The sequence below is a fragment of the Bordetella genomosp. 7 genome (assembly GCF_002261265.1).
Classification (GTDB): Bacteria; Pseudomonadota; Gammaproteobacteria; order Burkholderiales; family Burkholderiaceae_B; genus Bordetella_A.
Map to the genome: position 1 here is coordinate 628,958 of NZ_NEVK01000006.1, position 26,032 is coordinate 654,989.

Annotated in this window: 26 protein-coding genes; 10 read left to right on the plus strand and 16 right to left on the minus strand. The window is 66.5% G+C overall.

Annotation, left to right across the window (positions count from 1 at the left end; translation table 11 throughout):
• The first annotated feature begins 88 nt into the window (after window positions 1-88).
• From CAL19_RS13945 to CAL19_RS13975, 7 genes are all read left to right on the plus strand, one after another.
• Window positions 89-649, plus strand: a complete 561-nt coding sequence (locus CAL19_RS13945) for a formate dehydrogenase subunit gamma (protein ID WP_094797084.1) — start codon at window positions 89-91, stop codon at window positions 647-649.
• Window positions 646-2,214 carry a formate dehydrogenase beta subunit gene (locus CAL19_RS13950; RefSeq protein ID WP_094797085.1) on the plus strand — a complete coding sequence of 523 codons (1,569 nt, stop codon included), beginning with the start codon at window positions 646-648 and terminating at the stop codon, window positions 2,212-2,214. Before CAL19_RS13945 ends, CAL19_RS13950 begins: the two co-directional genes overlap by 4 nt.
• 16 nt (window positions 2,215-2,230) lie before the next feature.
• On the plus strand, window positions 2,231-5,107 hold the full coding sequence (fdhF, locus tag CAL19_RS13955) for a formate dehydrogenase subunit alpha (protein ID WP_026638611.1): 2,877 nt from the start codon (window positions 2,231-2,233) through the stop codon (window positions 5,105-5,107).
• Between the two features lie 8 nt (window positions 5,108-5,115).
• Complete coding sequence (gene fdhD, locus CAL19_RS13960; protein ID WP_026638612.1) at window positions 5,116-5,949, plus strand: formate dehydrogenase accessory sulfurtransferase FdhD; 834 nt, start codon at window positions 5,116-5,118, stop codon at window positions 5,947-5,949.
• 5 nt (window positions 5,950-5,954) lie between these two features.
• On the plus strand, window positions 5,955-6,209 hold the full coding sequence (locus CAL19_RS13965; protein WP_094797086.1) for a formate dehydrogenase subunit delta: 255 nt from the start codon (window positions 5,955-5,957) through the stop codon (window positions 6,207-6,209).
• 105 nt (window positions 6,210-6,314) lie between these two features.
• Window positions 6,315-7,442 carry a methyltransferase gene (locus CAL19_RS13970; protein ID WP_094797087.1) on the plus strand — a complete coding sequence of 376 codons (1,128 nt, stop codon included), beginning with the start codon at window positions 6,315-6,317 and terminating at the stop codon, window positions 7,440-7,442.
• 141 nt (window positions 7,443-7,583) lie between these two features.
• Window positions 7,584-8,474, plus strand: coding sequence for an EamA family transporter (locus CAL19_RS13975; RefSeq protein ID WP_094797189.1), 891 nt, complete (start codon window positions 7,584-7,586; stop codon window positions 8,472-8,474).
• Window positions 8,475-8,508: 34 nt separating this feature from the next.
• On the opposite strand, the gene CAL19_RS13980 is transcribed toward CAL19_RS13975, so the two are convergent.
• Window positions 8,509-8,892 carry a COG4315 family predicted lipoprotein gene (locus tag CAL19_RS13980; protein ID WP_094797088.1) on the minus strand — a complete coding sequence of 128 codons (384 nt, stop codon included), beginning with the start codon at window positions 8,890-8,892 and terminating at the stop codon, window positions 8,509-8,511.
• Window positions 8,893-8,990: 98 nt separating this feature from the next.
• Window positions 8,991-9,473: a YajQ family cyclic di-GMP-binding protein gene (locus tag CAL19_RS13985; protein WP_026638616.1), complete on the minus strand. Its 483-nt coding sequence runs from the start codon at window positions 9,471-9,473 to the stop codon at window positions 8,991-8,993.
• 145 nt (window positions 9,474-9,618) lie between these two features.
• Here CAL19_RS13985 and CAL19_RS13990 point away from each other — a divergent pair, with 145 nt between their 5' ends.
• Window positions 9,619-10,086 carry a CopD family protein gene (locus CAL19_RS13990; RefSeq protein ID WP_026638617.1) on the plus strand — a complete coding sequence of 156 codons (468 nt, stop codon included), beginning with the start codon at window positions 9,619-9,621 and terminating at the stop codon, window positions 10,084-10,086.
• A 6-nt stretch (window positions 10,087-10,092) separates the two neighbouring features.
• Here the strand turns inward: CAL19_RS13990 and CAL19_RS13995 are convergent, their stop codons facing one another.
• From CAL19_RS13995 to CAL19_RS14035, 9 genes are all read right to left on the minus strand, one after another.
• Window positions 10,093-11,076 (minus strand): Bug family tripartite tricarboxylate transporter substrate binding protein, encoded by a 984-nt coding sequence (locus tag CAL19_RS13995; RefSeq protein ID WP_094797089.1) that lies wholly within the window; start codon window positions 11,074-11,076, stop codon window positions 10,093-10,095.
• Between the two features lie 167 nt (window positions 11,077-11,243).
• A complete protein-coding gene (locus CAL19_RS14000) occupies window positions 11,244-11,666 on the minus strand; it encodes a nuclear transport factor 2 family protein (RefSeq protein ID WP_051423656.1) in 423 nt (140 codons plus the stop codon).
• Window positions 11,667-11,689: 23 nt separating this feature from the next.
• Window positions 11,690-12,931: an NAD(P)/FAD-dependent oxidoreductase gene (locus CAL19_RS14005; RefSeq protein ID WP_094797090.1), complete on the minus strand. Its 1,242-nt coding sequence runs from the start codon at window positions 12,929-12,931 to the stop codon at window positions 11,690-11,692.
• Window positions 12,928-13,248 (minus strand): non-heme iron oxygenase ferredoxin subunit, encoded by a 321-nt coding sequence (locus tag CAL19_RS14010; RefSeq protein ID WP_026638621.1) that lies wholly within the window; start codon window positions 13,246-13,248, stop codon window positions 12,928-12,930. The genes CAL19_RS14005 and CAL19_RS14010 overlap by 4 nt, the downstream gene beginning before the upstream one ends.
• Before the next feature lie 2 nt (window positions 13,249-13,250).
• Window positions 13,251-14,519 carry an aromatic ring-hydroxylating dioxygenase subunit alpha gene (locus CAL19_RS14015; protein WP_026638622.1) on the minus strand — a complete coding sequence of 423 codons (1,269 nt, stop codon included), beginning with the start codon at window positions 14,517-14,519 and terminating at the stop codon, window positions 13,251-13,253.
• Window positions 14,520-14,541: 22 nt separating this feature from the next.
• Window positions 14,542-15,030, minus strand: a complete 489-nt coding sequence (locus CAL19_RS14020; RefSeq protein WP_026638623.1) for an aromatic-ring-hydroxylating dioxygenase subunit beta — start codon at window positions 15,028-15,030, stop codon at window positions 14,542-14,544.
• A gap of 78 nt (window positions 15,031-15,108) precedes the next feature.
• Window positions 15,109-16,206 carry a cupin domain-containing protein gene (locus CAL19_RS14025; RefSeq protein ID WP_094797091.1) on the minus strand — a complete coding sequence of 366 codons (1,098 nt, stop codon included), beginning with the start codon at window positions 16,204-16,206 and terminating at the stop codon, window positions 15,109-15,111.
• 74 nt (window positions 16,207-16,280) lie between these two features.
• Entirely contained in the window at window positions 16,281-17,276 is a 996-nt protein-coding gene (locus CAL19_RS14030; RefSeq protein ID WP_026638625.1) for an ornithine cyclodeaminase family protein, read from the minus strand.
• On the minus strand, window positions 17,269-18,147 hold the full coding sequence (locus CAL19_RS14035; protein WP_026638626.1) for a fumarylacetoacetate hydrolase family protein: 879 nt from the start codon (window positions 18,145-18,147) through the stop codon (window positions 17,269-17,271). Before CAL19_RS14035 ends, CAL19_RS14030 begins: the two co-directional genes overlap by 8 nt.
• 190 nt (window positions 18,148-18,337) lie before the next feature.
• On the opposite strand from CAL19_RS14035, the gene CAL19_RS14040 reads away from it, so the two are divergent.
• On the plus strand, window positions 18,338-19,063 hold the full coding sequence (locus CAL19_RS14040) for a GntR family transcriptional regulator (protein ID WP_026638627.1): 726 nt from the start codon (window positions 18,338-18,340) through the stop codon (window positions 19,061-19,063).
• A 13-nt stretch (window positions 19,064-19,076) separates the two neighbouring features.
• Here CAL19_RS14040 and CAL19_RS14045 read toward each other — a convergent pair whose 3' ends face one another.
• The 4 genes from CAL19_RS14045 to CAL19_RS14060 all read right to left on the minus strand — a co-directional run bounded on the left by CAL19_RS14045 (window position 19,077) and on the right by CAL19_RS14060 (window position 24,101).
• Window positions 19,077-20,132, minus strand: a complete 1,056-nt coding sequence (locus tag CAL19_RS14045) for a mandelate racemase/muconate lactonizing enzyme family protein (protein WP_094797092.1) — start codon at window positions 20,130-20,132, stop codon at window positions 19,077-19,079.
• 23 nt (window positions 20,133-20,155) lie between these two features.
• The gene (locus CAL19_RS14050) at window positions 20,156-21,241 is read right to left on the minus strand and encodes an ABC transporter ATP-binding protein (protein ID WP_026638628.1); all 1,086 of its coding nucleotides are present in this window, start codon (window positions 21,239-21,241) and stop codon (window positions 20,156-20,158) included.
• 10 nt (window positions 21,242-21,251) lie between these two features.
• Window positions 21,252-22,982 (minus strand): ABC transporter permease, encoded by a 1,731-nt coding sequence (locus CAL19_RS14055; RefSeq protein WP_081745630.1) that lies wholly within the window; start codon window positions 22,980-22,982, stop codon window positions 21,252-21,254.
• An 87-nt stretch (window positions 22,983-23,069) separates the two neighbouring features.
• A complete protein-coding gene (locus CAL19_RS14060) occupies window positions 23,070-24,101 on the minus strand; it encodes an ABC transporter substrate-binding protein (RefSeq protein ID WP_170941538.1) in 1,032 nt (343 codons plus the stop codon).
• 182 nt (window positions 24,102-24,283) lie between these two features.
• Between CAL19_RS14060 and CAL19_RS14065 the strand changes: the two genes are divergently transcribed.
• Window positions 24,284-25,000, plus strand: a complete 717-nt coding sequence (locus CAL19_RS14065) for a GntR family transcriptional regulator (RefSeq protein WP_094797095.1) — start codon at window positions 24,284-24,286, stop codon at window positions 24,998-25,000.
• A gap of 33 nt (window positions 25,001-25,033) precedes the next feature.
• Here the strand turns inward: CAL19_RS14065 and CAL19_RS14070 are convergent, their stop codons facing one another.
• A complete protein-coding gene (locus CAL19_RS14070) occupies window positions 25,034-26,023 on the minus strand; it encodes a Bug family tripartite tricarboxylate transporter substrate binding protein (protein WP_026638632.1) in 990 nt (329 codons plus the stop codon).
• Window positions 26,024-26,032: the final 9 nt, after the last annotated feature.

Consider the following 26,032-nt stretch of genomic DNA (forward strand, 5'->3'; position numbering starts at 1 on the left):
TTATATGTTTTTATTAGCATATTAGTCCGTGTCATGCGCGAAACAAGAACCATGGCGGCCTGCCCAAGGCCGCTGTACGGAGATAGCCATGTCCACGCCAATGGCGCCACCCGACCCTGCCAAGTCCGGCCCCGCGCCGGGCCGCGCAGCCGCCATTCCCATCGCGAAGGAATCGCCCGCCGCGACCGCCGCGGCTCGCATCGCCGAGCGCCTGCGCCACCAGCCCGGCGCGCTCCTGCCCATCCTGCACGCCGTGCAGGAAGAACTGGGCTGTATCCCGGCCGACAGTGTTGCGCCCATTGCCCGGGCGCTGAACCTGTCGCGCGCCGAGGTGCACGGCGTGCTGACCTTCTACCCCCACTTCCGCACGCAGCCGGCGGGCCGCCATGTGCTGGAAGTGTGCCGGGCCGAATCCTGTCAGGCCATGGGGGCCGAGCAGCTGGCCGAGCATGCCCGCCGGACGCTGGGCTGCGATTTCCACGGCACCACGGCCGACGGCGCCGTGTCGCTCGAACCCGTATATTGCCTGGGGCTGTGCGCCCAATCTCCGGCCATCATGCTGGACGGACAGCCGCATGCGCGAGTGACGGCGGACACACTCGGCCGCTTGCTGGACCGTGCCGCACAAGACAGCGGAGCCCGGCCATGAGTACGCCCGTCACCGTGTATCTGCCTCGCGACGCCGCGGCGTTGGCGATGGAAGCCGATGCCGTGGCCCTGGCCATAGCGCAAGAGGCGGCGCGCCGCGGCCTGGCCGTGAACCTGGTGCGCAATGGGTCGCGCGGCCTGCTTTGGCTTGAACCCCTGGCCGAAGTCGCCACACCCGCCGGACGCATCGCGTATGGCCCCGTTCAGCCGGAGGACGTGCCGGGGCTGTTCGACGCAGGCTGGCTGCAAGGCGGCGCGCACCCGTTGTGCCATGGCCCCACGCAGGAAATCGGCTACCTGAAGAACCAGCAGCGCCTGACCTTTGCGCGGGCCGGCATTACCGACCCCTTGTCACTGCAGGACTACGCCGCGCACGAAGGCCTGCAGGGAGTGCGGCGCGCACTGAGCCTGTCGCCGCAGCAGATCGTCGACGAAATCACCGAATCCGGTCTGCGCGGGCGCGGCGGGGCGGCCTTTCCCGCCGGCATCAAGTGGAAGACCGTGCTGGGCACGCCTTCCGACCAGAAGTACATCGTCTGCAATGCAGATGAAGGCGATTCGGGCACATTTTCGGACCGCCTGATCATGGAAGGCGATCCGTACGTGCTCATCGAAGGCATGATCATCGCCGGGCTCGCCGTCGGCGCCACCTACGGGTACATCTATGTGCGGTCCGAATACCCGCATGCCATCGCGACGCTGAACGCCGCCATCGAGCGCGCCCGCGCGGCGGGCTGGCTGGGCAGCGATATTCAGGGCAGCGGCCGCGGGTTCGACCTGGAAGTGCGCAAAGGCGCCGGCGCCTATATCTGCGGCGAAGAAACGTCGCTGCTCGAAAGCCTGGAAGGCAAGCGCGGCGTGGTGCGCGCCAAGCCGCCGCTGCCCGCCATCGCGGGCCTGTTCGGCAAGCCCACGGTCATCAACAACGTCATATCGCTGGCTACGGTACCCATCATCCTGGCGCGCGGCGCGGCGTTCTATCGCGACTACGGCATGGGCCGTTCGCAGGGCACGCTGCCGTTCCAGCTGGCGGGCAATATCAAGCGCGGCGGGCTGGTCGAAGTGGCCTTCGGCATCACCTTGCGCGAACTGCTCTACGACTACGGCGGGGGCAGCGCGTCGGGCCGGCCGCTGCGCGCGGTGCAGGTGGGCGGGCCGCTGGGCGCATACCTGCCCGAATCGCAATGGGACGCGCCGCTGGATTACGAAGCCTATGCCGCCATCTCGGCCATGGTCGGCCATGGCGGCATTGTGGCGTTCGACGACACGGTGGACATGGCCCGCATGGCGCGCTATGCCATGGAGTTCTGCGCAGTGGAGTCCTGTGGCAAGTGCACGCCATGCCGCATCGGCGCGGTGCGCGGCGTCGAAACGCTGGACAGGATCGCGGCGCGCGGCGCCGGCCACGAGCAGCAGGTGCACCTGCTGCGCGACCTGTGCGACACCATGCTGGGCGGATCGCTTTGCGCGCTGGGGGGCATGACGCCCTACCCGGTGCTGTCCGCGTTGAACCACTTTCCTGAAGACTTCGGGCTGGCCGCCACCGCGGCCGCGCACCCGGCCTGACCATAGCGAGACCGCAATGCTCGAAACCGTCATCAAGCGCGAACGCGACCTGGGCACGCCGGCCCGGGTGTCCGAAAACATGGTGACGCTCACCATAGATGGCCGTCCGGTAAGCGTGCCCGAAGGCACCTCGGTGATGCGCGCCGCAGCCGAGTCCGGCATCAATATCCCCAAGCTGTGCGCCACGGACAGCCTGGAACCCTTTGGGTCGTGCCGCCTGTGCCTGGTGCAGATCGACGGCCGGCGCGGCTATCCGGCATCGTGCACCACGCCGGTCGAAGAGGGCATGGTGGTGCACACCGAAACCCCCAGACTGCACGAGCTGCGGCGGGGCGTGATGGAGCTGTATATATCTGACCACCCGCTCGATTGCCTGACCTGCCCGGCCAACGGCGATTGCGAATTGCAGGACATGGCAGGCGTGGTGGGGCTGCGCGCGGTGCGCTACGGATTCGACGGCGCGAACCACCTGCATGACAAGACAGACGATTCCAACCCGTACTTTTCGTACGACCCATCCAAGTGCATTGTCTGCAACCGCTGCGTGCGCGCCTGCGAGGAAACGCAGGGCACGTTTGCCCTGACGATATCCGGCAAGGGCTTTGCGTCGCGCGTGTCGGCCGGCCAGGACCAGCCTTTCCTGCAGAGCGAATGCGTATCGTGCGGCGCCTGTGTGCAGGCCTGCCCGACTTCCACGCTGCAGGAAAAGAGCGTCATCGCCATGGGCCAGGCCGAGCATTCGGTGATTACCACTTGCGCCTATTGCGGCGTGGGCTGCGGCTTCAAGGCCGAAATGAAGGGCCAGGAAGTGGTGCGCATGGTGCCCTGGAAAGACGGCCAGGCCAACCGCGGCCATGCCTGTGTGAAGGGCCGCTTCGCCTGGGGCTATGCCACGCACAAAGACCGCGTGCTCAAGCCCATGATACGCAAGCGCATCACGGACCCGTGGCGCGAGGTTTCCTGGCAGGAAGCCATCGACTATGCCGCATCGGAATTCCGCCGCATCCAGGCCGATCACGGGCGCGACGCCATCGGCGGCATCACCTCGTCGCGCTGCACGAACGAAGAAACCTGGCTGGTGCAGAAGCTGGTGCGTGCGGCGTTCGGTACCAACAACGTGGACACCTGCGCGCGCGTGTGCCACTCGCCCACCGGCTATGGGTTGAAGCAGACGCTGGGCGAGTCGGCCGGCACGCAGACGTTCGACTCCATCATGCACACCGACGTGGTCGTCCTGATGGGCGCCAATCCCAGCAGCGCCCATCCGGTGTTCGCCTCGCGCATGAAGCGGCGCCTGCGAGAAGGGGCGCGCCTGATCGTGATCGACCCGCGCCGCATCGAACTGGTGGATGCGCCGCACATCAAGGCCGACTTCCACCTGCCCGTGCGCCCCGGCACCAACGTGGCGCTGCTTACCGCGCTGGCGCACGTCATTGTCACCGAAGGCCTGGTCAACGAGCCTTTCGTGGCGCAGCGCTGCGAAGCAAAAGCCTTTGAGCAATGGCGCGAATTCGTGGCGCGGCCCGAGAACTCGCCCGAAGCCACCGAAGCCACGACTGGCGTGCCGGCCGCGCATGTGCGCGGCGCCGCCCGCCTGTATGCCACCGGCGGCAACGGCTCCATTTACTACGGCCTGGGCGTCACCGAGCACAGCCAGGGTTCTACCGCCGTGATGGCCATCGCCAACCTGGCCATGGCCACCGGCAATATCGGGCGCGAGGGCGTGGGCGTGAATCCCTTGCGCGGCCAGAACAACGTTCAGGGCTCGTGCGACATGGGTTCGTTCCCGCACGAATTGCCCGGCTACCGCCACGTATCCGACGCCCGGGTGCGCAGCGAGTTCGAGGCCGATTGGGGCGTGACGCTGCAGGCCGAGCCGGGCCTGCGCATTCCCAATATGTTCGACGCGGCGCTGGGCGGCAGCTTCAAGGGCCTGTACTGCCAGGGCGAGGACATCGTGCAGTCCGACCCCAACACTCAGCACGTGGCCGCAGCGCTGTCGGCCATGGAATGCATCGTGGTGCAGGACCTGTTCCTGAACGAAACCGCCAAGTATGCGCACGTGTTCCTGCCCGGTTCGTCGTTCCTGGAAAAGGACGGCACTTTCACGAACGCCGAACGACGCATCTCGCGGGTGCGCAAAGTCATGGAGCCGCGCAACGGCATGGCCGACTGGCAGATCACGGCCGCGCTGTCCAACGCCCTGGGCTACCCCATGAATTATCGCCATCCCGCCGAGATCATGGACGAGATCGCGCGCCTGACGCCGACATTCGCAGGTGTGTCGTACGACAAGCTCGAACGCATGGGCAGCCTGCAGTGGCCGTGCAACGCCCAGGCCCCCGAAGGCACGCCCATCATGCATATCGACGAGTTCGTGCGCGGCAAGGGCAAGTTCTTCATTACCAAGTACGTGCCCTCGGATGAGCGCAGCACGCGCAAGTACCCGCTGCTGCTGACCACGGGCCGGATACTGTCGCAATACAACGTGGGAGCGCAAACCCGCCGCACCCCCAACGTGGTGTGGCACAGCGAAGACGTGCTCGAGCTCCATCCCCAGGACGCGGAAGACCGCGGCATCGCCGAAGGCGACTGGGTAGGAGTGCAGAGCCGCGCGGGCGAAACGGTGCTGCGCGCCACGCTGACCGACCGCGTACAGCCCGGCGTGGTGTACACCACGTTCCACTTCCCCGAATCGGGCGCCAACGTGGTGACCACCGACAGTTCCGACTGGGCCACGAACTGCCCCGAATACAAGGTGACGGCGGTGCAGGTGATGCGCGTATCCCAGCCGTCGGAATGGCAGCGCCAGTGGTCGCGGTTCACCGAAGTGCAGCACAAGCTGCTGCGCGAGCGGGAACGCGGCGCAAAAGCCGTGCTCGGCGGCAAGTAGACATGGCCATGGACTGCCAGACTCCTGCCGGCGTGGCGCGCCCGGACTACGCCGATGCCACCGTGGTGCGCGTGCGCGGCGGCGCCGCGGATGCCGCCACGCAGCAAGACAGGGTGGCCGAGGAAACGCCCGTCGCGCTCGAATACAACGGCATCAGCCACGCCACCATGCTGGCCACGCCCGGCGACCTGGAAGACTTCGCGCTGGGCTTCTCGCTGACCGAAGGCATCGTCGGCCAGCCCGGCGACATCCGCGGCATCGAGATCGCGCCGCAGTTCAACGGCATCGTGGTGCAGATCGAGATTTCCAGCGCCTGCGAGGCGCGCCTGAAGCAGCGCCGCCGGGCCATGGCCGGCCGCACCGGCTGCGGTCTGTGCGGCGTGGAAACCCTGGGCGAGGTGCTGCGGCAGTTGCCGCCCGTGGCCGCCGGCGCCCGGCCCATTCCCCTCGCCTCGGTGTTGCGCGCCATGCGCGCCCTGCGGGCGGGCCAGCCGTTGCACGACCTGACGGGGGCCACGCACGCGGCCGGCTGGGCCGATGCGCAAGGCCGGGTGCGCCTGGTGCGCGAAGACGTCGGCCGCCACAACGCGCTGGACAAGCTCGTGGGCGCGCTCGCCCGCCTGGGCGAGCCGCCCGGCGCCGGCATGGCGCTGGTGTCCAGCCGGGCGAGCTTCGAGATGGTGCAGAAATGCGCGGCGGCGGGCATCGGCGTGCTGGCCGCCGTGTCGGCGCCCACGGCGCTCGCCATCCGCGTGGCGCAGACCACAAACGTGGCGCTGCTGGGCTTTGTGCGCAACGCCGACGCCACCCTGTACACCCACCCTGAACGCATCGCATCCTGACCGACATGGACACCGCAAACCTGATACGCATGGCCAACCGCATCGGCGACTTTTTCGGCGCCCAGCCCGACCGCGAAGAAGCGCTGGAGGGCATCGCCAGCCACATCCAGAGATCGTGGGAACCGCGCATGCGCACCGCCTTGCTGGAATCCCTGGCCCGGCATGCCGACGGACAGCACGACGACGTGCGCCTGGACCCGCTGGTGCTCGAGGCCGTGACGAAGCATCGCGAGCGCCTGACGCCGGCCCCGGCCCGATGACGCGCATGCCCGGATAGCCGGCACGGCCGCAACGCGCGCGTACGCCGCGGCAGCCCAAGGAACCTGCTACAGTGCCGGCAGTCCCAGCGCCCGCCCCCTGCCCGCATGCCGTCTCTACCTATTGTCCACTGGACAGAATCCGGCCAGGCTTGCAGCGCCTATTGGCGTTCCGAGTCTGGCGCTGCACCCCCCGCCCGCATCGACATTGCCGACGACCGCATGCCGGCGTCGGTGGCATATCGCCATGTGTGCGCAGGCACGCACCTGCTGTGGCGGGGCGACTTCCATAATGCGCGCCAGCTGCTGCAGGCCCTGGCGCGCCGCATCGACCAGAAGCCGCGCAAGCCCGCGGCCAATGCGCTGGATGCGTTCAACCGCCACCGCATGGCCCAGGCCCAGCGGGCGCGCCTCTTGGGCAGCCTGCTGCTGCCGTTCGAGGCCGACCATGGCATCGCGCTGCGGCGCGCGCCCGATGCCCGGCAAGCCTGCATGCAGGCATACGGCCCCGCGCCCGGCCCTTACCTTGCGTCGCTGCGCGAACTGCAGGGCGTGATCGGCGCGCACGAATGGCGCAAGAAGGGCGTGCCCATCGCCGCACTGCAGGCTCGCATTCACCCGCACTATGGCGTGTTTTCGCCGGTGCGCGGCGAATACATCGACCTGGTGGCTCGCGCGCCGCTGCCGGCCGGTGTGCCGTCGCTGGCCTTTGACATCGGCACGGGCACCGGCGTGCTTGCCGCCGTGCTGGCCCGCCGCGGCGTGCCCCGCGTCGTCGCCACCGACCAGGATCCGCGCGCCCTTGCCTGCGCGCGCGAAAACCTGGAACGGCTGGGGCTGCAACCGAACGTCGCGCTGCAGCAGGCGGATCTGTTTCCCGAAGGCAAGGCGACGCTGATCGTGTGCAACCCGCCCTGGCTGCCGGCGCGGCCCGGCGCACCCGTGGAATACGCCATCTACGACCCCGAAAGCCGCATGCTCGCGGGCTTTCTGCAGGGGTTGACAGCGCACCTGGAAGCCGGCGGCGAAGGATGGCTGATCATGTCCGACCTGGCCGAGCACCTGGGCCTGCGCCAGCCCGGCGAGCTGGCCGACCGTTTCGCGCAGGCCGGGCTGCGCGTGGTGGGCCGCCTGGACGCCCGCCCCAGCCACCCGCGCGCCGCCGATGCGAGCGACCCGCTGCACGCCGCGCGCTCGGCGGAAGTGACCTCGCTGTGGCGGCTGGCCGCCGCCTGAAGCCGCGTCGCCCGCCGCGCCGCTCCCGTAGAATGGCCTAGCTGCCGGCCATCTTCGGCCCGGCATCCACGCAGCATGCCTTCGTCCGCCCCGCGCCAACCTGCTACCGCGCTCGTTCCCGTTCTGTTGCTGATGGCCGCCATGGTGTCCATCCAGGGCGGCGCCGCTTTGGCCAAGCATTTGTTCCCTGCCGTCGGCGCGCAGGGCACGGCGGCGCTGCGGCTGGCCTTGTCGGCGCTGCTGTTGCTGGCTTACTTCCGGCCCTGGCGCGTCCGCATGGCGCCGTCCGCATGGCCGCTGGTCGTGGCGTACGGCCTGTCGCTGGGCGGCATGAACCTGATGTTCTACATGTCGTTGCGCACGATTCCGCTGGGCATTGCGGTGGCGCTGGAATTCGTGGGGCCGCTGGCCGTAGCCCTGCTCAGCTCGCGCCGGGCGGCCGATTTTGCATGGATCGCGCTGGCCGCCGGGGGCCTGCTGCTGCTGATGCTGCATGGCGCCGATGCGCACAACCTGGACCCGGCCGGCATGCTGTATGCGCTGGCGGCGGGGCTGGGCTGGGCGCTGTACATCGTGCTGGGCCGCCGGGTGGGCGTGCGCGTGGGCACACAGGCGCTCGCCATCGCCGCCACCGTGGCGGCGCTTGCCGTCCTGCCCTTCGGGCTGGCGCAGGCCGGCGCCGCGCTTTTCTCGCCGCAGTTGCTGCCTGTTGCGCTGGGCGTGGCGGTGCTGTCCAGCGCCCTGCCCTATGCCCTGGAAATCACCGTGTTGACCCGCATGCCGGTGCGCATCTTCGGCACCTTGCTCAGCCTGGAACCGGTGTTCGCCGCCCTGTCGGGGCTGATGTTCCTGGGCGAAACGCTCACCCTGATGCAATGGACGGCCGTGGTGGCCATTGTGCTGGCGTCGGCTGGCATCACCGCCGGCGCGCGCCCGCCCGCGCAGGCGTCCGGGCGCGGCGGCGCAGAACCTGCGGCAAGCGTGCCGGCGGCAAGCCGCCCCGCCCGCTGCCGGCAGCGCGGCCGCAACTGAAGCAACCGGGCCGCCCCCTGGCGGCCCGGTTGCTTCAGGGCTTCACAACATGCCAGATGTCCCGCACCTTGTCGCCCGTCATGTCGCCGGGCTTGGTGTCTTTCACGAACAGATAGAGCGGCTTGCCCTTGTAGGCCCATTGCCGCGTGCCGTCGTCGCGGTTGATGATGGTGTAGTCGCCGTCGGGCTTGGCGTCGGCGGAAGCGACCAGGGGTGGCCAGTTCTGCGCGCACTGCCCGCTGCAGGCGCTCTTGCCGTCACTGTCTTTATCGAAGGTGTACAGGGTCATGCCGGCCGAATCGGCCAGCACCCCGTTCTGAGTCTTGACGGGAGCCTGGGCGTAGGCCGAGGCGGCAAACAGGGTGCACGCGGCCAGCAGGGCGGCCTGGCGGGCGCCAGCAAAACGTACGGCAATCATGGTGGTCTCCTTGGGTGGGATACAGCACGAGGTAGACGTCTGCCGCAACCGTTTTATTCCCGGGCGCGCGGCCAACGCAGGCCCGGGGCGCGCCTGGCTCAGTCGCGGAAATTCTGGAACTGCAGCGGCAAGTCGACGTCGGTCTTGCGCAGCAGGGCAATGGCTTCCTGGAGATCGTCGCGCTTCTTGCCGCTGACGCGCAGCTTGTCGCCGTTGATCTGGCTTTCGACCTTGAGTTTGGCCGCCTTGATGGCGGCTATCAGCTTCTTGGCCACAGGCTGTTCGATGCCTTGGCGCACCGTGACTTTCTGGCGCGCGCCGGCCAGGTTTTCGAGGGGGTCGGCCACTTCCAGGCAGCGCACGTCGATGCCCCGCGCCGACATGCGGCCTCGCAGGATGTCGAGCATTTGCCTGAGCTGGAATGCACTGGGGGCCACCTGGGTCACCACGAACCCTTCGAGCTCGAACTTGGCGTCGGTGCCCTTGAAGTCGAAGCGGGTGGCCAGTTCGCGATTGGCCTGGTCGACCGCGTTACTGAGTTCGTGCTTATCCACTTCGGAAACCACGTCGAAACTGGGCATGGCTGTAACCTGTATAAAGAAATCAAACCAGGCGGCCCGTCGCCGCCCTTCCTGCATAAAGTTTATGTCGTTTTGGCCTTGGGGGGCCAGGCGGGCGATATGATGCGGCAGGACCGTCCTTTCATGCCGCCAACGGAATACATTTATGTTCTATAGCCTTTTGAAGCTCGTGCACGTCCTGGCCATCATCCTGTGGGTAGGAGGCATGATCTTCGCATACTGTTTTCTCAGGCCGGCCGCCACGTGCCTGGAGCCCCCGCAACGGCTGACGCTGATGCGCGAAACGCTCGGCAGGTTCCTGAACGCGGTCATGCTGGCCGTCGCCGCGACGCTGCTCAGCGGCGCCTGGATGATCGGGCGCTCGGCCCGCCAGGCGGCCGAATCGGGCGGCAGCTTTCACATGCCGCCGTCATGGACGGCCATGGCGGCCCTGGGGGTCGTCATGGCCGCCATCTTCGGACATATCCGCTTCGCGCTTTACCCGCGCCTGTCGGCCGCCGTGCAGGCCGGCCAATGGCCGGCCGCGGGCGCCGCCATGGGGTCGATCAAGACCTGGGTGGCGGTCAACCTGCTGCTGGGGCTCGCCACCGTGGCGGTGGTCATGCTGGGATAGCCGGCTTCAGTCGACAGCGGCGCCCGCCGACTGCACGACCTTGCCCAGGCGCTCGTATTCCACGGCGCCGAACTCGGCGAACTCCTTGCGCGAGGTCGCGGCCGGCGTCGCGCCGCGCGCCTCCAGGGCCTGGCGCACTTCAGGCCGCTGCAGCGCACGCTGCACCGCGGCGTTCAAAGTGTCCAGTACGGCCGGCGGCGTACCTTTGGGCGCGTACAGGCCATCCCAAGCAAAAAATTCGTAGCCCGACACGCCGCTTTCGCCGATGGTCGGCACATCGGGATGCGAGGCCGCGCGCTCGGGCGTCGTGACTGCCAGCGCCCGCAACTTGCCCGCGCCGACTTGCCCCGCCACATTGGGCATGACGTCGATCAACAGCGAGATGCGCCCGCCCAGCAGGTCGGTCATGGCAGCGGCTCCGCCCTTGTAGGGAATGTGCCGGATGTCCACGCCCGTCATCTGCTTGAGCAATTCACAGGCCAGGTGCGACGTGGTGCCATTGCCCGCCGATCCACAGGTCAGCTCGCCCGGGTTCTGCTTAGCGTAGGCAAGCAGTTGCTGCAAGGTCTTGAACCGTTCGTCGTCGCCCTTGACCACCAGTGCCGCCGCGATCGTGGTAAAGCGCGATACCGGCTCGAAATCCTGCGGCGTATAGCCTGGCGACTTGTACAGCCAATGGTTCATCGCCTGCGTGCCGTTGGTGCCGTAGGTCAGCGTGTACCCGTCCGGCGTGGCGCGCGCGCCCATGGCCGAGCCGATATTTCCGCCCGCGCCCGGCCGGTTCTCCACGACGATGGTCTGTCCGAGTTCGCGGCCGAGGGGGTCCGCCACCATGCGGGCCAGCGTATCGCCGCCCCCGCCCGCGGCAAAGGGCACGATCAGCGTCAACGGCCGATTGAAAGTGGTGTCGGCGTGCGCCGGGGCGGCGGCCACGGCGGCAGCCACCAGCAAGGCCCGCAAGCCATGCACCATGGCGTTAGCAGTCTTCATGAGTGTCTCCTGAGTAAAAGCGTCACATCGAGGTTTGCCAGTCGCCGCCGCATGCTTGGCAGCACGGCGGTCGTTATGGATCGTTATGGAAGCGGCACGGTACGGCTGCCGAGTCGCAACTTCATCTAGCCAGCGCTGGTCCGGCAAGAACCGTAAACAGCACAGATTCATTCAGGCGGCAGGTGCCGCCGGCTTTGCTTGTCGGCCAGGCGCCACCCTTGCGGCGTCTGCACCAGCGTGTCGCGGCAATCTCGAATGGCCACCAGGCGTGGCGCGCCGGCCGTACCGTCCTGGGCCACGCTTTCATAGGCTGTCAGGTAGTAGCCCAGCTCGGCACGACCGGCGCTGGCCGACAGCAGCCGCAAGTTGGTGATGACATGACAGGTGGCGCGCCCGGCGGGACGGGCGTGCAAGGCCTGCAGGACCTCCCGCGGCCCGCGCAACGCCTTGCCCTGCCGCATCCAGACGCCGTCTTCGGCCATCAAAGCGGCAACGTCTTCATGGCGACGCTGGTCCAGGGCGTGGAAGAACGCCAGCACCACGGCTTCGCAGTCAGCCTTCACGGCATGGTCGGGATAGTTTTTGTCCATGGTCTTGCTCCTGAAATCAATGCTTACGCCGTCGCAGCGGCCGGACGCAGCTGGGCCGTGGCGAGCGGGGCATCCGTACGCGCCAGCACCGACGCATCCAGGCACGCCGCCTCGGCCACCCACTTGCGCAGCTGGCGCACATCCCGACCGGCGTTGATCGCCACCGCCGATACCGCGCGGCCGTCGGCGTCCAGGCCGACGGAAAGCAGCCCGTTCTGCGAAGCCAGCGGGCGCAAAGCCTCGGCGGCTGCCCGCTGCACGAATCCGACACTCTGGATCATGGCGTCGTACTGCTCCGACCACACCGCGCCGGTGGGCGCGTAAGGCGCGCCCTGGCCCAGCGCGGCTCGCGCAGCGGCAATACCCTGGTCCTGCGCGTTCTGCCAGGACTCCAGCCGCACCCGCATGCCGGCCTGCAAGGTCATCACCGCGACATCGCCCGCGGCGTACACATTGGGCGCCGAGCTGCGGCAGTACTCGTCAACCAGCACACCGCCATCGCAGGCAATACCCGCGGCGCGGGCCAGTTCGTCGCAGGGCTGCAGCCCCACGCCCAGCACCACCACATCCGCCGGCACGCGCCGTTCATCGGCCAGCACCAGTTCGAGCGCCGGGCCGTCTGCCTGGATCCGCAACAGCCCCGCACCCATCGCCAGATCGACGCCGTTGGCGCGATGCAGGTCGGCCAGATAGGCAGACACCCCGGGCGGTACGCTGCGCGCGCACAGGCGATCGGCCTGCTCGATAACGGTGACGCCGCAGCCCATCTGCCGCGCAGTGGCAGCGACTTCCAGCCCGATCCAGCCGCCGCCGACGACGGCCAGGCGCTTGCCGCCGGCCAGCGCCTGCCGCAGCCGCATGGCGTCATCGCGGGTGCGCAGCACATGCACGCCCGGCAGGTCCGTGCCCGGCACGGCGGGCACCCGCGCGCGGCCGCCGCTGCATAGCAGCAGCGCGTCATAGGCGAAAAGCTGCCCGTCCGCCGCAAGCACCGCCTGTTCGGCAATGCGCAATTCCGTAGCAGCCAATCCGGCACGAAATTCGATATCCAGCCTGCTCCACTCGTCTGCCGGCCACAGCGCGGCTGATTCCGGCGCGGCCGCGCCCGCCAGCACGGCTTTGCTGAGCGGGGGGCGTTCATACGGAGCGTGGGCCTCGGCGCCCAGCAGGATGACGCGGCCGCCATAGCCGCACTCGCGCAGGGTGCGGGCGGCCCAACCGCCCGCCTGGCCGGCGCCCACGACGACGATGGCGTCCGCGCTCATGCCGGCTCGGACCGCAGCATGATCGCCTCGCCTTCCACCTTGACCTCGTAGCACTTCAGGTCTGTGGTGACAGGCGGGCACTGCGGTTTGCCGCTGCGGATGTCGAACACGCCCTGGTGCAGCGGGCACTCGATGGTGCCGTCTTCCAGGTAGCCATCGGCCAGGCTCGCATTGCCGTGCGGGCAACGATCCTGCGTGGCGCAGATTTCGCCGTCCAGGTTGTACAGGCACACTGCCTCGCCATCGAGCGTGACGCGCAGCGTATTCGTATCGGGCGAGATATCGTGGATCATCGCCACCGGTTTCCAATTGCTCATGGCTACAGCCCCATTGCTTCGCGGTAATACTGGTAGAAGGCGCGGATCAGCACCTCGGTCACCATGTAGTCGGTGGGCTGGGTATCGCGTCCGCCCATTTCCACGATGCCCTTGCCGTCGGGGTATCCGCCCACGCCGATCTGCATCTGGTTCAGCATTTCGCTGTCGTCCATCGACACAAACCCGGCCGGCCCCAGCAGGTTGGCATGCTTCAGGCGCAGGCGCGTCATTTCTTCGTCGTCATCTTCGTAGCCGTAATAGGTGAACACCAGCTCGTGTTCGGTGGGACTGCGCGGAATGACATGACGCGTCTTGAGCGAATTGGCCTGGATGCCGAACTGGGCGGCCGGGAACACCCAGGCTCCGCCTACGCGACCGCGGTTGAATTCCGCGCGCGGGGTCACGGTTTCCAGGTCCAGCAGCTCCAGGTCGTCGCGGAAGCGGCTCATCTCGGACGTGGCTTCGGTTTTCTTCTTGCCCTCGTTGTGCGAGACCATCACGCTGTGCGCCCCGCCGCCGGTGGGAATGCACTCGGACTTGGAATCGGCGCGCCACAGCCCGAAGGTGATATAGAAGGTATGCAGCAGCGTGGCGTGGTAGGGATCTTTCAGGTTTTCCAGGTACATCTTCCAGTTGCTGGGAATCAACTGGCGCGTATAGCCCAGCAGCTTGAGCTTCTTGCCCGGCAACATGTGGTCGATCTCGGCCAGCACTTCCGGGCCGCAATAGTCTTCGAAGCTCGGCGCATCGTCGGCAAAGGTCGCCCAGACCGAGCCGCCGCGGTTCACGCTGCGCAGCTTGCGTATGCCGTTCTGCTTGGGATCGAAATCTTTGGGCATGCCGCCCTTGCCCATCGCGCCGCGGCGAAAGGGCACGCCCTGCAGGTTGCCATTGAGGTCATAGTTCCACTGGTGATAGGGGCACGTGAAGTCTTTCACTTTGCCGGTGTTCTGCCAGCAGATCTGCGCGCCGCGATGCGCGCAGCGGTTTTCCAGCACCGAGATATCGCCGCTTTCGGTGCGCACCATGATGACCGGCCGGTCGCCTATCCAGTTGCGCTTGTAGCAGCCGGGTTCCGGCACTTCGCAGTCCAGGCCCACGTAGTTCCAGGTCTTGCCGCCAAAGAACACATCCATTTCTTTGCGGAACACGTCGGGATCGGTGTACACCCAGTTGGGGATGCGCGTGTGGCCTTCCTGGGGCCACTTGCGTTTGATGTGAATGGGGGCCTCGGCGGCCGCGCCCTGCACAGGAGTATCGGGACAGGTCATGGCTGTTCCTTGAAAAGCGGGTTCAAACGGGAATGATCAAAGACGTGCGCACGCGGTAGTTGTCGTGCACGCAGTCGCGCCGGCGCAGCAGGAAGCCCCCGCCGTCGCGCACCAGTACGTCCCGGTAGATGCCCACCATGTTCAGCACAGGCTCGCGGTCGGACAGGGCTTCGGTGATCATGAAGTTGGCCTGGGCGACGATTTCGTCGGCTCCGGCTTCAATCACCCGCACCCCGCTGACAAAATGCCGCAATGCGCGCGGCTCGTAGACGGTGGTTTCGCGCAGCGCCGTGACGCGGTCTTTCAGCATGTTCTTGTTCATGCAATAGATCAGGCCGATGGGCAGGCCGGCGTCGTAGTTCTCGCGCGACAACACGCGGTAATGGCAGTCTTCGGTAAAGAAGGCCGGCCAGTCTTCCAGGCGGCCTTCGTCCAGGCAGGCCGCGTAGTCATCGTAGAAATCGCGCAATTGCGCCCGCAGCGCGGACGTATCGGTAACAGTGGTCGTCATGTTCAGTTCAGCAATAGTGCGGACCGGAGGTCCGGGTGCGCGCCCGCCGGCACAGGTCGATCGAGCGCGCGCCAGTTATCACGATGCGGCCAATTGAGCGCGGTTGCTCTCGAAGCCGCCCTGGCTGCCCAGCGCCAGGATGGGTTCCTGCATGCGCTCTTGCCAGATCAGCGATTCCATCGCAATCTGCAGCGGATGGTCCTGCACGGTCAGGGCCGACGTGGTCTCCGTGCCCGAATGGTGCGAATGGATCGCCCAGCCGGGCGCCGACAGGATCAGGTCGCCTGCCTTCCAGTCGAGCCGCTGCTTGCCCACCTGGCTGTAGCCGTTGCCGCGCAGGTAATAGTTGATGGCCGCGGAACTGTGGCGATGCGGCACGTGGTGGTTATCGGGCGGCGACGAAGAAATCGTCGCAAAGTAGCTGTGCGTAGTGCCAATGCGCCGCTCGGTGGCGGGGTTGTACAGCACGAACAGCCGCCGGCCGTTGTACCCCTTGGCGATCTCTTCCACGCTGGGCAGATGCCGCGACACTTTTTCCCAGGGCCAGTGCAGCGCCTTGGATTCCAGCACATCGATGTCGATCAGCCATTCGTAGCCCAGCAGGCTCGCGCCGTCTTCGCCGATCTGCTCGCGCAGCGCCAGGTCGCGCGCGCGCTGCGCCCCGGCGGGACGAGGCTCGGGCCGCCGGGTATTCGCGTCGGCCGGCGGCACGTCGCCCTCGAACTCTTCCACATAATGCACTTCCAGCTTTTCGAGCAGCGGCGCATTCGAATACGACAGCCGCACCCAGGGCTCCTTGCCGTCATTGCGGTACGAATGAACCTGCATCGACGGCGTGTTCCAGACGTCCCACTTGGAAATGCGCAGTTCGCGGCCGTTGACGACCGCCACGCCGGAACCCTGAATACAGATCTCGAGCATGTTCGAGTTCTTGCGCAGGTTCAGCGTGGATTCGCCCGGGTTGACGACATTGATGGTCACATCCGTGCCGGGCGTCAGGCCAAGAACGGGCCCCGTGGCGCGCGGGTGCACGATCAACGACGCGCGGCGGCCATTGGCCGGCCGCGGCGCCGCGATCAGGCGTTCGATCTCGCGGTCGATGTCTTCCTTCGGGATCAACACCGGATCCCACTGTTCCTGCGGGCGTGGGGCAACCCCACTGACGTCTACAAACATAATGTCTCCTTGCCGGTTCGATGCATGCCGGCGGCCGCCGGCGCTATAAAAGAATGTGCGAGTCGGGCTGGTGCCTACAGGCGCGACAGCAACAGGTTTTCGCGCGTCTGCCGGGGCAACGCGTGTCCCAGGTCACGGGCGCAGGCAGACTCATAAACCACGCGGGCCATGGCCAGGTCGGACAGGCCCATGCCCATGCCCTTGAATATCGTCAGGCGCGCGCCGTCGGGCCGCATGGCGCCGCCGGCCAGTACATTGCCCAGCACCTGCACGCCCTGCCAAGGCGCGCCGTCGCTGCCATAGCGTTCACGCAGCTCACGCGATCCGCGCCGGGCGTTTTCCATGTCATCTACGACCACCATGTCCGCCAGGTCGAACACATCCTGCGCAAACTCCGCCTTGGCGGGCAGAATCGCCCCCACCGCGTTCAGATGGCGGCATGCCGCCAGGTCTGCAGCCGCCACGAACGGTTCGGACGCCCGCGTGATCAACGTCACGATCTCTGCGCCATCCAGAGCCTCTTGCAAGGTGTCCGCGGCCTGTACGGCAAACGGATACCTGGGCGCCACGCGCTCGACAAAGGCGCGACGCTTCTCGGGGGTGGGGCTGTATACGCGCACCGATCGCAACCCGCGCACCGCAGCCAGGGCGGCAAGCTGGGTCAGCGCCTGCGGGCCCGTGCCCACCAGCGCGGCGGTGCTTGCCTCTTGCGGGGCCAGCACGCGGGTCGCCACGCCACTGATCGCCGCGGTGCGCAACATGCCCAGCGCGCGCGCCTCGATGATGGCCAGCAATGTGCCCGCATTCGCATCGAACAGACTGAACACCGACCCGCCGCCCGCCTTGGTATGCACCCAGGTCTTGAACCCGGCATATCCGCCGGCGCTCATCAACGACCCCAGCGCGTGCATCGAACTGCCGTCGCCCCACGTCGCCAGGCTCTTGGGCAGATTGCGCGCCTCGTCGCGCCCCTGTGCGGCAAGAACATCCTGCAGCGCGTCGATCGCGCGCGGCATATCCAATACCGACACTACGTCGTGTTCACTCAGGTAACGCATTGGTTCAGCCATTGCCGTGCTCTTCCGTGGATTCTTCAATGGGGTCGGCCGGCTCGTCGGCCACCCGGTTGCTCAGCCGGCCCACGCCGGGAATATCGACCTCGAGCACATCGCCAGCCACCATGAAACGCGGCGGCGTGCGGCGCGCGCCCACGCCTTCCGGCGTGCCGGTGGCGATCACGTCGCCCGGCGCGAGCGGCGTGAAAGTGCTGATATAGGCGATCAGTTCAGGTATGGGGAAGATAAGGTCGGCCACCTGGCCGTCCTGCATGACTTCGCCGTTCAGGCGCGTAATGACTTGCAAGGCTGCAGGGTCGGGAATCTCGTCGGACGTGGTCACCCACGGCCCCAGCGCGCCACTGCGCAGGAAATTCTTGCCCGGCGTGACCTGCGCGCTGTGTTTCTGGAAGTCGCGCACCGAGTTTTCCGCCATACAGGTATAGCCCGCCACGTGGGCCAGCGCGCGCTCCGCCGGAATGCGGCGGCCGGCCTTGCCGATGACCACTGCCAGCTCGCCTTCGAAGTCATAGCGGGTCGAGGCCAACGGCCGCCACACATCGGCCTGGTGCCCCACCAGCGTGTCGGCAAAGCGCACAAACAGAGACGGGTGCCTGGGCAGTTCGCCTCCCGTTTCGGCCACGTGGCGTCCGTAGTTCAGCCCTACGCACACGATTTTTCGCGATGCCGCGACGGGCGGCAGAAACGTCAGTCCGGCGATGGGCAGGCGCTCGCGGCTGGCCTGCAAGGCCTGCCCGATGGCCTGGCTTCCGGCCTGCAGCGCTGACGCCAGATCCGGCCATTGCGAGGTCAGCACGGCAACTTCATCGCCCTGTGCCACGCCCCAACCGGGCTGGCCCCGATGCAGGAAGCTAAGCAGCTTCATGGTGTCTCCCAGAAAACAATAGATTCCAAGCAAGTTCTTTTTGCATGCATTCCTGGGCTGTTTTCGACTCAGGAGCGCCGTTTTTTCTATTATTGCATGCAATTTTGATCTCGCACAAGGATTTGCACCGGTTTAATCTGCCGTTTGCATGCAATGTTTGGGTACACTGGGCGGTTGCATAGGAGTTCCCATGGCTGCACAAATCGACAAAGTCGTATCCGAACTGCGAGACCTGGTGCTTTCTGGCGAATTGCAACCCGGCGATCGCGTCATCGAGCTCCAGTTCGCCGCCAGGCTGGGGGTGTCACGCACACCGCTGCGCATCGCCATGGCCGAACTCGAAAAAGAAGGACTGCTGGAACGATTGCCCTCCCGGGGGTTCCGGGTGCGGTCGTTTACCGTTGACGAAATCGCCGACGCGGTAGACGTGCGCGGCGTGCTCGAAGGCATGGCCGCGCGGCTGCTGGCCGAACGCGGCGCGTCGCAGGAAACCCTGGACGGACTGCGCGACGCGGTCGAAGCAGGCAAGAAACTGCTGGCGGCCGCCGAGCGCGACCCCAACGTCACCGTCGACGCGCGCGCGTGGGGCCGGATCAACCGGCGGTTCCACGAGATCCTGTACGAAAGCGCGGGCAACCGCGCGCTGGTCGCTGCGCTGGAACACAACAACAAGACCCCGCTGGCCGGCCCGGCCGCCTTGACGCTGCCCTCTACCCCATCGGTACTGGAAACGCCGTTTGTATTGCGCGCCCAGGCCGACCACGAAGATCTGCTGCGCGCCATCACCCGTCGCGAGGCCGTCCGCGCCGAAAGCCTGATGCGCGAGCACGCGTATCGCAGCCGGGAAAACAAGCGCATTCTGCTGGCCTCGATGCGAATGGGCAGGACTGCCGCCCATCCGCCCGACAAGGATTGACGCCTACTGCGGATCAGTTCGTGTCCCACCAGCCCTGCAGATCGACGCCCAGGCCCGGCGCCGACGGCACGGTCATGGCGCCGCCGACGATGGGCGGAGGATCGGCCACGTCGGACTTGTAGAAGCGCGCCGTGCCGAGCCCGCAAGGCTCGATGGGGCCAGGCAGCAGCGCAGCGCAGTGCAGCGCAACGTGCAGGCCCACCGATGTTTCCAGGCTGGCCGTCACCACGCAGCGCACGTTGCGGCGCCGCGCCTCTTCGATGATTTCCCGGGTGCGATCCGGTCCGCCTACGCGCGGCGGCTTCAGGATCAGCACTTGCGCGGCATTCAGTTCGATGGCGCGGCGCGCGTGAAACAGCGAGCGGATGGAATCGTCCAGCGCAATGGCCACCGAGGTCTCGCGGCAGAGTTCCGCATACACCGTCAGGTCGGTGCCGCGCGGCAGCGGCTCCTCGATGTAGTCGATGCCAAAGGGCTCCATCGCGCGGATCTGCTCCAGCGCCCACGACACGTCCCACGACTCGTTCGGATCCAGGCGGATACGGATGTCCGGATATGCCTCGCGAATGGCGCCAACCCGCGCGATATCGAGCTCGCGTTCGGTGGTGCACTTGATCTTGACAGTGTCCTGCCCGATTTTCAGGGCGTCGGCCACGCGGCTGACGCACACTTGCGGATCGGCATCGCCGATCAGGTCGTTGACCGGCACCTTGCTGCTGGCCTCGCCGCCCAGGAACTTGGCCAGCGGCAGGCCTGCATGCGCAGCCTGCGCGCTCATCAATGCCGACGAAATGCCGCAGCGCAGGCGCGCCGGAATTTCGCGCAGTTCGAGTTCATGCAACAGGTCGGCGCCCGGTTTCAGGCCGTCGAGCATGGACGAGCAATGTGCCGCATAGGCCCAGCCGTCGAACAGCACGTGCGGGGGCAGCGCGGCCTCGCCCCAGCCCACCGCGCCATCCCATTCGGCCCGCACCAGTATGCCGCGCCGCACATACTGCGTGCCCTTGGACCATCGGTAGGGCACTTGCAATTGCTGTACGTAGGGTTTGATGGATAAGGAATACGTCATTGCAGAGATCCTGGAGATAAAAGTCAGTCTGCCGGCAGCAGCACGCACCGCTCGGGAGGGAAATGCAATTTCACTTTGTCGCCCGCCGTGCGCAGCGGCCCCGAGGACGCGCTGGCGGATACGACCCTGTCCTGGTCCAGGCGCAACCGGTATTCGACCCGGGCGCCCACGAAAACGCTGCGCTCGACGACTGCGTCGAAGCAGTTCACGGCGTCGGCAAACGCGTCGCCGATTTCGATGGACTCGGGCCGTATCATCACGTTGCGTGCGGCCGAGCCCAGGTGCGCGTTCTGCGTGGCCACAATGCGCCCCAGCGCCGTCTGCGCAACAACGCCCTGGCCATCGACTCGTTCGACCTCGCAGGGAAATATCTCGGCCTTGCCGATGAACGTGGCCGTGAACACGCGCTGCGGGCGCTGGTACAGTTCAACCGGCGTGCCCTGTTCGACGATTGCGCCCTGGTTCATCACCACGATACGGTCGGACATCGCCAGCGCCTCGTCCTGATCGTGCGTGACGAACACCGTGGTGGTGCGCAGCCGCCGCTGCAATTCGCGCAACTCGTCGCGCATCTGTTCGCGCAGCTTGGCATCCAGGTTGGAAAGCGGCTCGTCCAGCAGCAGGACCTTGCCGCCGCGCACGATGGCGCGGGCCAGCGCCACCCGCTGCTGCTGGCCGCCCGAAAGCTGCGTGGCCGAACGCTGCGCGAAACTGGCCAGCCCCACCATATCCAGAGCCCGCGTGACCTCGCTGCGCGTGCGGTCGCCGGAAGCGCCCGCGGCTTCCAGCGGAAACGCCACGTTTGCGTACACCGACATGTGCGGCCAGATAGCATAAGACTGGAACACCATGCCCAGGTCACGTTTGTGCGTGGGGATTTCCACGCCGGCGCCCGAGTCGTATACCGGCTGCCCGCCTATCGAAATGCGGCCGCGGGTAGGTGTTTCAAGTCCGGCAATACAGCGCAGCGTTGTGGTCTTGCCGCATCCGCTGGGGCCCAGGAAGGTGCAGAACTCCCCTTCCTGCACCGACAGAGATATCGACTTCACCGCCTCGACCGGTCCGCGATCGGTCTGGTAATGCACTTGCAGATCAGACACTTCCAGCATGTTTTCCTTCCTATTGCGCATTGCGCATCTTGCGTGCACCGGCCCACTGCCATACCAGCATGGTCACGAACACCAGCACCACCAGCCATATCCCCACTGCCGCGGCCTTGTTCGGCTCGCCGCCCACCCAGAAATTCCACAGCACGACGGGCAATGTCTGGTTGCCCCCGCCTTGCAGCAGCAGCGCCGAAGACAGCTCGCGCATGCAATGGGCGATAACCCAGATCCACACCGCCAGGGCTGCGGGCAAGGCCAGCGGCATCACCACGCGCCGCATGACCCGCCACCAGCCGGCGCCCGAGGTGCGCGCAGCCTCCTCGAGCTCGCGGTGCAGCTGCATCAGCACCCCATTGGTCGTGCGCGTGCCGAACGGGATATACGTGGTGACGTAGGCAATGGCGATGATCCACACGCTGCCGTAGATGTTCAGCAGCGGCATGTTGAGATACACGTAGATCAGCGCCACGCCTATCATCGTGCCGGGGATGGCGATGGGCAGGAAAGCCAGGAAGTCCACCAGCTTGCCGGTGACGCCGCGCCGCCGCACCACAATCCACGAAATCAGCACGGAGAAGGCGGCCACCACGGTGGATGCCACCACGCCGATCAAGAGCGAGTTGCCCAGGGCCGTGAGCGTGAGCGGATCGGTAAAGAAGGCCATGTGGTTGGCCCACGACGCCTGCATGGCGGCCTCCAGCGAAGGCGGCATCATCCAGGGCATCAGGCTGGTCCAGCCCAGCATGGCAAGCGGGATGACGGTGGCGAGCATGAAATACAGGCCCACGAATCCCAGCGCCACCCATTTCCAGCGCCCCAGCCGCGACAGGCGCGGGCGGAAGTTCTTGCCCGTTACCGTGACAAAGCGGCTGGCGTTGCGCGTCAGCCTCTGGTAGCCCCAGGCCTGCAGCAGCAGGATGGCGAGGAAGAACACCGATATTGTGCTGATGACGTGATATGCCGACATGCCGCCCGCCGTATCGGTGGCCAGGTACAGGATGCGGCTTGACAGCACGAAGATGTTCACCGGCATGCCCAGCGTGCCCGGAATATCGAACACCAGGAAGCCGACCATCAGCATGAAGGTGGCCGCGGCCAGCACGGCGGGCGCCAGCAGGGGCACGAAGATGCGCGCGAAAATCCGGTAGCGGTTCGCGCCCGAGGTCATGGCAGCCTCTTCCAGGCTGGGGTCCATGTTGCGGAACGCCGGTGAAAGAATCAGAAAGGTCGACGGCACCAGCGACAGCGCCTGCACGAAGACCATCCCCGTGACCGAATAAATATTGAACGGCGCCTGCTCCAGTCCCAGCGTGTCGCGCAGAAACACATTGATGACGCCGATGCGCGGGCTGAGCAGCAGGATCCAGCCGATGGCCAGCAGGAATGGCGGGATGGCCATCGGCAAGGTCAAGAGCACCCTGATGGGCGTCTTGGCGGGCAGGTCGGTACGCTCGACCAGCCAGGCCAGGGCCACGCCCAGCAACAGCGCCCAGAACATCGACCCCACGGCGAACCGCAGCGTGATCCACACCATGGACCAGAATTCCGGGTCGCCGTAGACCTGCAGATAATTGAGCAGTGTCCAGCCCGCGTCGAAAGGCAGGCCGGAAGGCGTCAGGCTGCTGATCACCAGAATGCCCAGCGGCACCAGCACCAGATAGGCAAGTACGAGCAGCACGACCAGCGCCGGCAGACTGCGCGCGATATTTGACCGGCCGAGGCCAGTCGACTTCATTGCGTGCATGAAACAGATCCTGAGATGGGAACGGGGCGGCCGCGCCGCCGCCCTGCCGCGCGGCAGCGCCGGGCAGGCAGGGCGGGACGCGTGCGATTACATTGCCGGGCGGGCTTTTGCCAGAATGGCGTTGTATTGCTCGTTCAGGGTCGCCAGCTTTTCGACGTCGTCAAACGGCCATTCGGCGACCTTTACGCCTTGCAGCATCTGGTACGTCTTGGTGGACGACACCAGCGGGTTGCCGCGCGAGGTGGCCTTCTCATAGACTTCTGCGCCTTCCGGCCTGGCCAGCCACAGCATCAGCAGCGTGGCGCCGCTGGGGTTGCGGGCAGATTTGCTGACGCTCGACGAGATGGTGTGCATGGGGGTCGGGTCCAGCATGCGGTACTTGACCGGCGCGCCCGCATCGAACACCGGCTGGGCCGAATGATAAAAGCCCACGGCAACGTCCACTTCGCCCGAAGCCACGCCCTGCGCAAGCGGGAAAGTGGACTTGAACAGGTAGGGCTTGAGCTTGACGAAGTTGTCCAGGCTGGACTTGGCCTTGTCTTCGCCCCACGCGCTGGCCAGCTGCGCAAACGCCGCCGCGCGCACCCACGAGCCCATGCGCCCGGTCCACTTTTCGTTGATGACCTCATCCCAGTTCCGCGGCGCCTGGTCGTCGGCGACCTTGCGGCTGTTCCACAGCAGCACGTACACCGAGGCGGTGGTCGGGACTGCGTAGTTCACCGGCAGCAACTGAGACGGCAGGCCCAGGTTGTCTTGCGACAGGTCGCGCAACAGGCCGCGCTGGTTCAATTGCCAAAGATGGTCCGGGCCGCCCGTCAGCAGGTCTGCGGTATGGCCGCGGGCCTGCACTTCCTGGATGGCGCGCGAGGCAAGCTCATTGCCGCCGACCATGCGCACATACTTGACCTTGACGTCGGGATAACGTGCGTTGAACGCCTTGAGCACTTCCACGATCTGGCTCTCGGGCGAGCTCTCGTACCAGACCACAGGCTCTGCCAGGGCCGCCTTCGCGGCAAGAGCCTGCATGGCATCGGCGCTCTGGGCCGCTGCCGTGCTACAGGTGGCCGCCAGGATAGCGGCAGGGATCATCCGGCGCAGCGCGCCACGCAACAGCTTCATGGGTCTCTCCTCGATTCCAACTTGGTAATGCCATACCAGCATGCTAATTGCATGCAAATTAAGCGTTTATTTGGTGATTTTCCGGTTTAACCGGTTTTTTTGGCTTATATTGCATGCAATGAATTGAGGTGTCAAGAAATCTTCGCGCGTTTTGCGCGTCATCGTCCGGAGCACGGCAAGCCATGTCCAGCCAAGTGAACTATGTGGTCTCCAGCCTGCGCAGCATGATCCTGGGCGGGCAACTCGAACCGGGCGATCGCATCCGCGAACTGCACGTCGCGGCGCAGCTGGGCGTGTCACGCACCCCGATACGCCTGGCGTTCAGCCAGCTCGAGAGCGAGGGCCTGCTCGAACGCCTGCCCACCCGCGGGTTTCAGGTGCGGGCGTTCTCTGTCGAGGAGATTGCCGATGCCATCGAAGTGCGCGGCGCCCTGGAAGGTATGGCCGCGCGGCGGCTGTCCGAAAGCGGCGTGCCGCCCGGGCTCGTGGGCGAACTGGAAGACTGCGTTCGCCAGGGCCGGCGGCTGCTGGAGGCGGCCGATGCCCGCCCGGGCAGTTCGGTGGACCCCTACGAATGGAGCCGCATGAACGGCCGTTTTCACGGACTGATCGTGACAAGCGCCGGCAGCAACGCGCTGGCACGGGCCATCGCCCAGAACAACAAGACGCCGCTGGCCGCGGCCAGCGCGCTGGCGCTTACCGCCAAGGCCGGCCTGGAGACGACGCTGTTGCGATCAGCGCAGGCCGACCACGAGAAAATCGTCGAAGCCCTGCGCGAAGGCGGCAGCGCACGGATCGAGTGGCTGCTGCGGGAACACGCGCGCCTGAGCGCCGACAGCAAGCGCCAGCTGATAGGCAATATGCGCAACATGGCCGACCATCACGTCGCCGCCGCCTGATGGCAAGCGGCGCCGTGCGGCCGCCCGGACCGGTCAGTCGACGCGGGCGCCCGATTGCTTCACCACGTCGGCCCAACGCTGGATGTCGGCCTTGTGCACGCGTTCGAACGCAGCCGGGCTTGGGTCGGTCGGCGGCGTGATGCCTTGCGTGTCGATCAGCCAGCGCTGGAACTCGGGCTTGGTGATTTCGGCGATGACCGCGTCACTGAAGCGTTTCTGGATATCGGCAGGCAGGTTGGCCGGGCCGAACAAGCCATACCAGGTGCTGCTTTCATAGCCGGGCAGGCCGCAGCCCTCGGCCACGGTGGGAACGCCGGGCAGCGCTTCCAGCGGCTTGGACGTGGTGACGGCAAGCGCGCGCACCTGGCCCGCTTTGGCCGCGGCGATGCTGGGCGCGCTCTGGTTGAAGAAGAAGTCGACCTCGCCCGACAGCAGGGCGGTCATGGCCGGGCCCTGGCCACGATAAGGCACATGCATGATGTCCACCTTGGCCTGGTTCGCGAACTGCGCGCCGGCCAGATGGCCTGATGTGCCGTTGCCCGTGGATGAATAGTTCAGTTTGCCCGGGTTCTTGCGCGCCAGCGCGAGCAGGTCTTTGCAGGTCTTGATGTCGGGGTGCTTCTCGGGGTTGACGATCAGCACGTTGGGCACATCGCCCAGCAGCGCGATGTGGCTGAAGTCTTTCCAGACATCGAACGACAGGCTGCTGTACAGCGCCGCGTTGATGGCATGCGTGCCGGCCGTGCCGAACAGGAAGGTGTAGCCGTCGGGCTGCGCGCGCGACACCACGTCGGACGCAACGTTGCCGCCGGCGCCGGTGCGGGCTTCGACGACGATGGGCACGCCCAGTGTTCCGGTCAGACCCTGCCCCAGCTTGCGGGCGTACAGGTCCACGCCGGATCCGTTCGGGAAGCCCCCGACGATGGTGATCGGCCGCGATGGCCATTTGTCTTGCGCGGCTGCCGGCGCTGCGGCCGCTAATGTGGCCGCGGTGAACGCGGCGATGCTGAGGATGCGCAACATGATGGATTT

Excerpts from the sequence above, each read along its gene's own strand:
- CAL19_RS13945 (WP_094797084.1), top strand. The coding sequence starts at position 89 with ATGTCCACGCCAATGGCGCCACCCGACCCTGCCAAGTCCGGCCCCGCG.
- CAL19_RS13950 (WP_094797085.1), top strand. The coding sequence starts at position 646 with ATGAGTACGCCCGTCACCGTGTATCTGCCTCGCGACGCCGCGGCGTTG.
- fdhF (WP_026638611.1), top strand. The coding sequence starts at position 2,231 with ATGCTCGAAACCGTCATCAAGCGCGAACGCGACCTGGGCACGCCGGCC.
- fdhD (WP_026638612.1), top strand. The coding sequence starts at position 5,116 with ATGGACTGCCAGACTCCTGCCGGCGTGGCGCGCCCGGACTACGCCGAT.
- CAL19_RS13965 (WP_094797086.1), top strand. The coding sequence starts at position 5,955 with ATGGACACCGCAAACCTGATACGCATGGCCAACCGCATCGGCGACTTT.
- CAL19_RS13970 (WP_094797087.1), top strand. The coding sequence starts at position 6,315 with ATGCCGTCTCTACCTATTGTCCACTGGACAGAATCCGGCCAGGCTTGC.
- CAL19_RS13975 (WP_094797189.1), top strand. The coding sequence starts at position 7,584 with ATGGTGTCCATCCAGGGCGGCGCCGCTTTGGCCAAGCATTTGTTCCCT.
- CAL19_RS13980 (WP_094797088.1), bottom strand. The coding sequence starts at position 8,892 with ATGATTGCCGTACGTTTTGCTGGCGCCCGCCAGGCCGCCCTGCTGGCC.
- CAL19_RS13985 (WP_026638616.1), bottom strand. The coding sequence starts at position 9,473 with ATGCCCAGTTTCGACGTGGTTTCCGAAGTGGATAAGCACGAACTCAGT.
- CAL19_RS13990 (WP_026638617.1), top strand. The coding sequence starts at position 9,619 with ATGTTCTATAGCCTTTTGAAGCTCGTGCACGTCCTGGCCATCATCCTG.
- CAL19_RS13995 (WP_094797089.1), bottom strand. The coding sequence starts at position 11,076 with ATGAAGACTGCTAACGCCATGGTGCATGGCTTGCGGGCCTTGCTGGTG.
- CAL19_RS14000 (WP_051423656.1), bottom strand. The coding sequence starts at position 11,666 with ATGGACAAAAACTATCCCGACCATGCCGTGAAGGCTGACTGCGAAGCC.
- CAL19_RS14005 (WP_094797090.1), bottom strand. The coding sequence starts at position 12,931 with ATGAGCGCGGACGCCATCGTCGTCGTGGGCGCCGGCCAGGCGGGCGGT.
- CAL19_RS14010 (WP_026638621.1), bottom strand. The coding sequence starts at position 13,248 with ATGAGCAATTGGAAACCGGTGGCGATGATCCACGATATCTCGCCCGAT.
- CAL19_RS14015 (WP_026638622.1), bottom strand. The coding sequence starts at position 14,519 with ATGACCTGTCCCGATACTCCTGTGCAGGGCGCGGCCGCCGAGGCCCCC.
- CAL19_RS14020 (WP_026638623.1), bottom strand. The coding sequence starts at position 15,030 with ATGACGACCACTGTTACCGATACGTCCGCGCTGCGGGCGCAATTGCGC.
- CAL19_RS14025 (WP_094797091.1), bottom strand. The coding sequence starts at position 16,206 with ATGTTTGTAGACGTCAGTGGGGTTGCCCCACGCCCGCAGGAACAGTGG.
- CAL19_RS14030 (WP_026638625.1), bottom strand. The coding sequence starts at position 17,276 with ATGGCTGAACCAATGCGTTACCTGAGTGAACACGACGTAGTGTCGGTA.
- CAL19_RS14035 (WP_026638626.1), bottom strand. The coding sequence starts at position 18,147 with ATGAAGCTGCTTAGCTTCCTGCATCGGGGCCAGCCCGGTTGGGGCGTG.
- CAL19_RS14040 (WP_026638627.1), top strand. The coding sequence starts at position 18,338 with ATGGCTGCACAAATCGACAAAGTCGTATCCGAACTGCGAGACCTGGTG.
- CAL19_RS14045 (WP_094797092.1), bottom strand. The coding sequence starts at position 20,132 with ATGACGTATTCCTTATCCATCAAACCCTACGTACAGCAATTGCAAGTG.
- CAL19_RS14050 (WP_026638628.1), bottom strand. The coding sequence starts at position 21,241 with ATGCTGGAAGTGTCTGATCTGCAAGTGCATTACCAGACCGATCGCGGA.
- CAL19_RS14055 (WP_081745630.1), bottom strand. The coding sequence starts at position 22,982 with ATGCACGCAATGAAGTCGACTGGCCTCGGCCGGTCAAATATCGCGCGC.
- CAL19_RS14060 (WP_170941538.1), bottom strand. The coding sequence starts at position 24,101 with ATGAAGCTGTTGCGTGGCGCGCTGCGCCGGATGATCCCTGCCGCTATC.
- CAL19_RS14065 (WP_094797095.1), top strand. The coding sequence starts at position 24,284 with ATGTCCAGCCAAGTGAACTATGTGGTCTCCAGCCTGCGCAGCATGATC.
- CAL19_RS14070 (WP_026638632.1), bottom strand. The coding sequence starts at position 26,023 with ATGTTGCGCATCCTCAGCATCGCCGCGTTCACCGCGGCCACATTAGCG.